Here is an 8059-nt window from a genome sequence, read left to right as displayed (position 1 = left end):
CTGATAAAGGGTGGCTTTTTTTATGGGGTATGAATGCGGATAAGGGGTTAAATACTAGGGTTTTTCTCTAATTTGAAAAAATAAACTCCAAAGCTATAAATTATAAAGACTGATTTATATATAGTAGATTAAAGATTTGCTTATAGATAACTATAACCTTTATTATATAGCGGTAGCATTTTAAAAATAAAAACACAATAACCTAAATTGGAGTAAATAATGATTACCCATGTACCTGATGTGACTTTCAAAACTCGTGTTCGTGATGAATCTATCGGCGGAGACAACCCATTTAAATGGTATGACCTAACCACAGATGAGTTATTTGCCAATAAAAAAGTGGTGGTTTTCTCTCTACCAGGTGCTTTTACGCCAACGTGTTCGACCAGCCATCTACCTCGTTATGAAGCGCTTTACGATGAATTTAAGGCGTTAGGCGTAGATGAAATCGTTTGCATTTCTGTTAATGATGCCTTTGTCATGTACCAATGGGGCCTAAAGCAAAACCGTGAAAACGTTTTCTTGCTTCCTGACGGCAATGGTGAGTTCACTCGTAAAATGGGCATGCTGGTTGATAAGAGCAATCTTGGCTTTGGTATGCGCTCATGGCGGTATTCGATGTATGTCGATAACAAAGAAATCAAAAAAGTGTTTAAAGAAGCGGGTTTTGATGACAATTGTCCAACAGATCCATTTGAAGTATCAGATGCAGATACCATGTTAGAATATTTGAAAAGTAATGCTTAATCACAATTTTTAAGTGCATTGACGTTTGACTGGTATCATCGGGCGTCGATAAATACTTGAATGCTGAAGCTCAAATACTGTCGAACTGCTTAATCCTTAAGTATAAGGGCTAAGCAGTTTTTTTATGTTTTCTACAAAATTTTGGTAATATTAAAATAAACGTCTAAGATATCTTTGAATATAGACAGCTTAGGTATGTATTTATGACATATATAGAATGCCATTTATGAATAAGTTTAAAAATTACGCTAACATAGCCGTTAAGGCATAAGAAAAATAAAAGGAAAAGCGGTGTTTATTATAAAGAAATTAGCAACCAATACCTCAGAGCGACAACAAGCGCTTCAAGCAGTCGCAAATATTGAAACGCTCGTACAGCCGCACGACGCATGGACTGAGCAGACATTGGCTGAGATGCTCGCGCAAGATAGTACGCATATAATGATAGTGTATAAACCAGAAGAGGAAGCAGGCTATAAGATCGTTGGTTATTGTTTATATCAAGTGGTTTTTGAGCAAGCAGAGATATTACGTATCGGCACCCATCCTGATTATCAGCGTCAAGGTATTGCCTCGCAGCTTTTTGCTACATTAAATAATGAGTTAATAAATAATAAGGTAGAGAGCTTATTATTAGAAGTGCGCGCAGATAATGCACCAGCGCTTGCTTTATATGAGCGGCAAGGTTTTGTCGTCATTCATAAGCGAAAGAGTTATTATCAACTGCCGCATCGGCCCGCTATCGATGCCTTGATTATGCAGCGATTTTACGATTAACAATGGGTTGTTTAGAGAATAGTTAAATTATGCTTGCGGCGGTATTTTCTTTTTGCATATCTCGATATTAGAGAGATAATTTTTATCGGTTTTCATGCGTTCAAGCACCTCGATGCGTTCAGCCAACATTTCTATCATCAGATTAATTGTCGTTTGCTGTTTTTTAACTTGCGCCAATTTCTGCTCCGTAAGGCTTAGCTGCAAATCAATATCAAGTTGACCATCGTAATAATCATTTAAGCTGTCTTTGATTTCAGTTAATGTAAAACCAATGGCTTGAGCACTTTTGATGAGCTCGATACGCTCGACGCATTCGGGATGAAATTCGGTATAAAGCCGGGAGCCTGCTTGGCGTTTGCGAGATTTTAGTAACCCCAATTGGTCGTAATGACGAATGGTATCTTTGGTGGTATTGGCCTGCGCCGCTAGTGTGCCAATCAATAAAAACGCTGTGTCGGGTGCCATGCTGACCTCGTAAGTAAAATACCTAAATTACTAATTGTGTAAAAAATGATAGCAAGCATTATTCGTTACTATGTTTAACTATAAATAGATTTATTTAAGTTTACTTTATACTTTCAATTGCCAAGGCTGAGGTTTATCGAGAAGTGAGACCGCTAAAGATTGATGAGAGTTTTTTTGCCATTTGACTGAACGGCTGCCAATTAAAGTATCTAGCTCTAGCAAAAACTTAGCGCGTGGCAAGATTTCAGCTCCCAAACTTAATAAATGGTCGTTTGGTAGCTGACAGTCTACCAATTGGACATGGCTTTGCTCACATAAACGCATTAAGCTCCAAAAGGCGAGCTTTGAAGCATTTGAAGCAACATGAAACATCGATTCGCCAAAATAAATACCGCCTATTTTTAAACCATATAAACCGCCAATCAATTGCTGCTTATCATCCCAAACCTCAATGCTATGGGCAAAGCCTTGCACGTGTAGCTCAGTATATGCGTCAATCATTTCACTATGAATCCAAGTATGTTCGCCCTCGGGTAACGTGCTATTTAAACCATCGCTACGCGGTAAACTACAAGCATGGATAACGTCGTCGAACGCTTGATTGAGGGTTAATTGCCAACGGCTGCGATTCGCTTGTTTGCGTAGTGATTTACTAGGCTTATAATCAGTGGGCAGCATAACGCAGCGCGGCTCAGGACACCACCACGCGATAGGCTCATCTTCATTAAACCACGGAAATAATCCCTGCGCATAAGCAGAAATCAGCGTTTCCGGTGATAAATCTCCACCGACAGCAACGATACCGATGCCATCAGGGTCCACCATCGCAGGATCGGGAAAATTATAACGCCCAAGACCTTTTATGTATTGACGAAAAGTTTCAGGCGCTATAGCAGCCGCATTAATATTAATATCAATGCGGTCGTTATCTTTAGCAAAATCGCTCATTTATGCTTCTTTATCTTCAGTCAATGTGGAAGCATAAGTGTGGTCACGAGCGACTGTTTCACCCATAGCGTCCAAATATTTTTCGGCATCAAGCGCTGCCATACAGCCAGTACCCGCCGAAGTAATGGCTTGACGATAAACGTGGTCGGCGACGTCACCCGCGGCAAATACGCCCTCGATACTGGTTTGGGTGGCATTGCCATTTAGACCGCTATTAACGATTAAGTAGCCATCTTTCATTTCTAACTGGCCTTTGAACAAATCTGTATTTGGCTTATGACCAATGGCGACAAACATACCAAACACGTCTAATTGCTTGGTGCTGCCATCAATCATCGATTCGATGACCAACCCATTGACACCCATATCATCGCCGACGACTTCGCGAACTTTATGGTTCCATTCGATTTTGATGTTACCGTTTTTGACTTTTTCAAACAGCTTATCTTGCAGGATTTTCTCAGAGCGCAAGCTGTCGCGGCGATGGACTAGCGTCACTTCAGAGGCGATGTTTGATAAATATAAGGCTTCTTCAACAGCGGTATTACCACCACCAATGACCGCGACTTTCTGGTTTTTATAAAAGAAACCATCGCAGGTGGCACAAGCTGATACGCCAAGACCGCGGAATTTGTTTTCTGACTCTAATCCTAAATACTGCGCAGATGCACCCGTTGAGATAATCAGGGCATCACAAGTATAGCTACCATTATTACCGATTAGAGTAAAAGGGCGTACGTTTAAATTGACTTCATTGATATGGTCGTAGACCAGTTCGGTGCCAAAACGTTCGGCATGGGCTTTCATACGATCCATAAGCGCAGGACCAGTTAAATCATGTGCGTCGCCTGGCCAGTTATCGACTTCAGTAGTCGTGGTCAGCTGCCCGCCAACTTCTAGACCGGTGACCATGACAGGTTTTAGGTTGGCGCGTGCTGCATAAACGGCAGCGGCGTAACCGGCAGGGCCTGAGCCTAAAATAATGAGTTTTTCGTGGCGCGGAGCCGTGCTATCAGTTGCCATAAAATTTCCTTGCTTGCTATCTAAATAAGAAATATAAAAATTAAAATACGTGGTACAAATGATAAATGTTATAAAAAATAGTCGCTAAAAGTCGCGATGAATATGGTTTTTCTTATTGCTGTGTGATAATAACATAAGGGCTGAGGGCAAAAAGTGCAAGTTTGCTAAAATGAATATGGATATCATTAGAATCAAAGCACGGAGCGCTTAAAAACTGCTCTTAAAATGAAAGCAGAATTTTTTATTGCACACCGCTTTATTACTGAAAAGTGTGGCGAATGTTCGGTTAATGACTGCATTTTTTGCTCAACCGCTTAATAATGCATTTTCTTCTGCGCTTTCTTGATAACACTGTCGCCACTACGCCTATGTATTTGTTATTATAAGAAGTTATGCAAGCGTAGTGGTCAGTGAATAACGCAGAAAGTTAGATGATGACTGATACACTGCTTTTATACATTGTTTTTATATATTGCCATCTAATAGTAGAAAATCACTTCAGCATGAGAAATTTCAACCATAAGCTAGCAACCACTTAATTAATAACCAGCACTAACGAGCATTAACAACGAGTATTGACAACAAGGCAGATCTTACGTGATATCAGCACCACTTATTGAGTATTTAAAAAAGGGCATATTTACCCTGCTTGGGTTAATGCTGGCGGTTTATTTGTTTGTCATTTTGATGACGTATACGGGTAACGATCCGAGCTGGTCGCACATCAGTAGTGACATGACCACCGTAAATAATATGGGCGGTGAGATGGGCGCGTGGCTGTCAGATTTGCTCTATAGCTTTTTTGGGTTTGGTGCTTGGTGGTTACTGGCGTTTTTGGTTTATGAGTCGGTGCTGATTTGGTGGGACAACAAACCAACGTTTTGGTTATTACGTTTGGTGGCTTATGTATTTTTGCTCTTAAGTGCCAGTGCCTTGTTTGCGCAATTGGTGGCGCTAGTACAGCAAGTTGCAGACCCAATGACGTCTGGGCTTAAAGGGGTTGCTGGCGGTATTATTGGGCTTGAGCTGCAAGCACGTTTGGCCCAGCTTTTATCGCAGTGGGGTAGTGTGATATTCTTGACGGTATTTGTGGTGATTACTGCTACGTTTGCCTTTAATATTCATTGGCTAGCGATTTATCAAAAAATCAAAACATGGTCATGGCGCGATGCTGCAGTTCAAGACAATGCGGCTCAAGCGCGTGATAGTAAACGCGATAATATACAAGCCGCACCAGCAGCATCTGAGCAACAGCAAAATGATGAAAGTGTGAGCGATGCAAAAGCGGCGCAGGGCTTTGAGCAGTTACCACTCGATTTGCCAGCTACTGACCATGCTAATCATGCTCAAACCGCCGATAAAAGTGGTCGCTTTAACAACGTATTGAAAGAGTTTTTAGCGACGTCAGGTCTTGGTGCTAGCGTTAAAGCGTCTATGTCAGCGGCAGCAGCAGTGGCACAAACGGCAACGAATAGCGCAGCGCAAGATGAGCAATTACAAACAGCTTCAGCTAATGTAAGCAATTTTAGTCATGTTAACCAACAGCAACCCTCAGCGCCTGTCGCAAATCCTGTGATGGCGCCTGCACGCAAAGTTGAACCAAGTTTTGCTTGGAATGATGCCGATACGGTTGATGATTTGTTGGCGCGTGAAGCAATGGCTGAGCAAGAGACGTTTGGTTATGATACTGCTGCTACAAACACCTCAACCCTCGCTAAATCTGCTGCTACGTCTAATGCTTTCGATGATATTAATGATGAAGATGAAATAACAGAAAGCGTTGATTTAGCAGTTGATAGCTTAGCAATTGATAGCTCAGCAGTTAATCACTTAGCAGATGCGTGGTTGGCCGAACATGCAGCAGTGCCATTAGCATCTGAGTTAGAGCAAGATGAAACTATCGTTGAAGCGCCAGTAATAAAGACTTCTTTCGCCGAGGAGCAAAAGGTAGCAGAGGATTTATTTGATAATGGCATTGATGACTCAATAGATGATCTCTCTGAAAGTTGGTCTATCGAAGACTCTGAGTTTACCGATGACTCTGAGTCTTCTACCCAACATGAAGTGCTGTCAACTCAACACGCAGTGACGAAAGACTGGCAAGCAGGTAACGCTGCTCCAGCCGATGAAATCAGTGAAATCGTTGACATGACGCCGACCAATACGCCGCCTGCCAATCCTAAATTAGCACCAACGGTGGACACTGGTACTTCGGTGACCAATATTGCTCCGGCGGCCACTAAACCGACCGTAAGCTTTGCGGTGCCAGAGGGTGATAGCAGTAATCATATTACTGACATGGTGCCAGAAGATGACAGCCGAGCTGACGACACTAATCTGCCGGTGATGCCGCATATTAGTGATGATGCCGCTTTTAGTCAAAAATCACGCTCGATGCAAACCGCCGCTTATCGTAGTAGCCTGACACCGATTCCAGAGCTGTCGATTTTAGATAAGCCAGACCCTGACCGTAAGCCAAGCTATACCATCGCTGAGCTCGAGCAATTGTCAGAGTTGTTAGAGATTAAGCTGCAAGAATTCAACGTCAAAGCAAACGTGGTCAATGCCATTCCAGGCCCTGTGGTGACGCGCTTTGAAGTAGAGCTTGCGCCTGGCGTTAAAGCCAGCAAGGTGACGGGCATTTCACGCGATTTGGCACGTTCGCTATCGATGGCGTCGTTGCGGGTGGTCGAGGTCATTCCGGGTAAGCCGTATATCGGTATCGAGGTGCCCAATAAAAAGCGCGAAATGGTGCGGTTGATTGAGCTACTAAATACGGAAAAATTTAAAGACCCCAAAGCGCAAATCAGCATGGCGATGGGTAAAGATATCGGCGGTAAGCCGATTATCACCGACCTTGCGCGCGCGCCGCATATGCTCGTTGCTGGTACGACAGGTTCTGGTAAATCGGTCTTGGTCAACTCGATGCTATTGTCGATGCTGCTCAAATATACGCCAAATGAGCTGCGTATGATTTTGATTGATCCAAAGCAGCTCGAGCTTGCCAACTATAATGATATTCCGCATCTTCTCACACCTGTGGTCACTGATATGACCGAAGCGGCCAGCGCCTTGTCATGGTGCGTGGCAGAGATGGAGCGCCGTTATCAGCTGATGAGTTTGCTCAAGGTACGTAAACTTAACGAGTTTAATAAAAAAGTCATCGCTGCTGAAAAATCTGGGAATCCGATGCTTGATCCCTTATGGCGTCCCAATGACAGCGTCAGTATTAGCCAAGCGCCAAAGCTTAAAACCTTACCGATGATTGTTATTGTCGCCGATGAGTTTGCTGATATGATTATGCAAGTCGGTAAGCAAGCCGAAGAGCTGATTACCCGCTTGGCACAAAAATCACGCGCGGCTGGCATTCATTTAATGCTTGCCACTCAGCGTCCGTCAGTTGACGTTATCACGGGTTTGATTAAAGCCAATATCCCAGTGCGTGCTGCGCTCCGAGTAAACTCAAAAGTGGATTCGCGGACGATTTTGGATAGCGGGGGCGCAGAAGACATGCTTGGTAACGGCGATATGCTGTTCTTAGGCCCTGGGCAAATTGAGCCCGACCGCGTCCATGGTGCTTATGTCAGTGACGAAGAGGTCAACCGTGTCTGTGATGCATGGCGTGAACGCGGCGCACCCGATTATATTGATAATATGGCCGGCAACTTTGAGCTATCGAGTCCCAGTGGCGGCGGTAGTGCCGCAAATGCCTCTGGCGAAGATGACGATTTATATAATGATGCCGTGGCTTTTATAATGGAAACGCGTAAAGTATCAGCATCTAGTATCCAGCGGAAATTTAGCATCGGCTATAACCGCGCGGCGCGTATCGTTGACTCGATGGAAGAGGCTGGCTTGGTCAGCTCTATGGGCAAAAGTGGTAAGCGCGAGCTGTTGATGTAAAAATTAATAGATTTCCCATAAAAAAAGACGAGTAACGAACGTGGCTCGTCTTTTTTTATGGGAAAAGAATACTGTCATCGTCTGAATGACCAATGAGTTTGTATATCGATTATAAATCGTCATTTTTTATACTAAACTGGTGAGTGTTTATAAAAGAATAAGCATCAATTTAAAAAAGTATAAATCTGTCACTCTC

At 43.2% G+C, this 8059-nt stretch carries 6 protein-coding genes; 3 read left to right on the top strand and 3 right to left on the bottom strand.

Translation table 11 applies throughout. The features are described from left to right. Window positions 1–219: 219 nt before the first annotated feature. Together B3R91_RS09270 and rimI are read left to right on the top strand one after the other, a co-directional pair. Window positions 220–747 (top strand): peroxiredoxin, encoded by a 528-nt coding sequence (locus B3R91_RS09270; protein WP_068404024.1) that lies wholly within the window; start codon window positions 220–222, stop codon window positions 745–747. Window positions 748–1038: 291 nt separating this feature from the next. After that, window positions 1039–1524 carry a ribosomal protein S18-alanine N-acetyltransferase gene (gene rimI, locus B3R91_RS09265; RefSeq protein WP_201592116.1) on the top strand — a complete coding sequence of 162 codons (486 nt, stop codon included), beginning with the start codon at window positions 1039–1041 and terminating at the stop codon, window positions 1522–1524. Between the two features lie 27 nt (window positions 1525–1551). On the opposite strand, the gene B3R91_RS09260 is transcribed toward rimI, so the two are convergent. From B3R91_RS09260 to trxB, 3 genes are all read right to left on the bottom strand, one after another. Beyond that, complete coding sequence (locus B3R91_RS09260; RefSeq protein ID WP_144298154.1) at window positions 1552–1989, bottom strand: MerR family transcriptional regulator; 438 nt, start codon at window positions 1987–1989, stop codon at window positions 1552–1554. A 105-nt stretch (window positions 1990–2094) separates the two neighbouring features. Further along, window positions 2095–2937 (bottom strand): leucyl/phenylalanyl-tRNA--protein transferase, encoded by an 843-nt coding sequence (gene aat, locus B3R91_RS09255; protein ID WP_414707543.1) that lies wholly within the window; start codon window positions 2935–2937, stop codon window positions 2095–2097. Next, entirely contained in the window at window positions 2938–3960 is a 1023-nt protein-coding gene (gene trxB, locus B3R91_RS09250; protein ID WP_286797358.1) for a thioredoxin-disulfide reductase, read from the bottom strand. A gap of 597 nt (window positions 3961–4557) precedes the next feature. Here trxB and B3R91_RS09245 point away from each other — a divergent pair. Beyond that, window positions 4558–7863 carry a DNA translocase FtsK gene (locus B3R91_RS09245; protein ID WP_286797356.1) on the top strand — a complete coding sequence of 1102 codons (3306 nt, stop codon included), beginning with the start codon at window positions 4558–4560 and terminating at the stop codon, window positions 7861–7863. Window positions 7864–8059 lie beyond the last annotated feature (196 nt).

This window comes from Psychrobacter sp. UBA6291 (assembly GCF_002439405.1).
Classification (GTDB): Bacteria; Pseudomonadota; Gammaproteobacteria; order Pseudomonadales; family Moraxellaceae; genus Psychrobacter; species Psychrobacter faecalis.
This window is presented reverse-complemented; position numbering and strand designations above follow the sequence as displayed.

What these genes read in the sequence shown, in the direction of transcription:
- B3R91_RS09260 (WP_144298154.1), bottom strand. Translation starts at nt 1,989, where the DNA reads ATGGCACCCGACACAGCGTTTTTATTGATTGGCACACTAGCGGCGCAG.
- trxB (WP_286797358.1), bottom strand. Translation starts at nt 3,960, where the DNA reads ATGGCAACTGATAGCACGGCTCCGCGCCACGAAAAACTCATTATTTTA.
- aat (WP_414707543.1), bottom strand. Translation starts at nt 2,937, where the DNA reads ATGAGCGATTTTGCTAAAGATAACGACCGCATTGATATTAATATTAAT.
- B3R91_RS09270 (WP_068404024.1), top strand. Translation starts at nt 220, where the DNA reads ATGATTACCCATGTACCTGATGTGACTTTCAAAACTCGTGTTCGTGAT.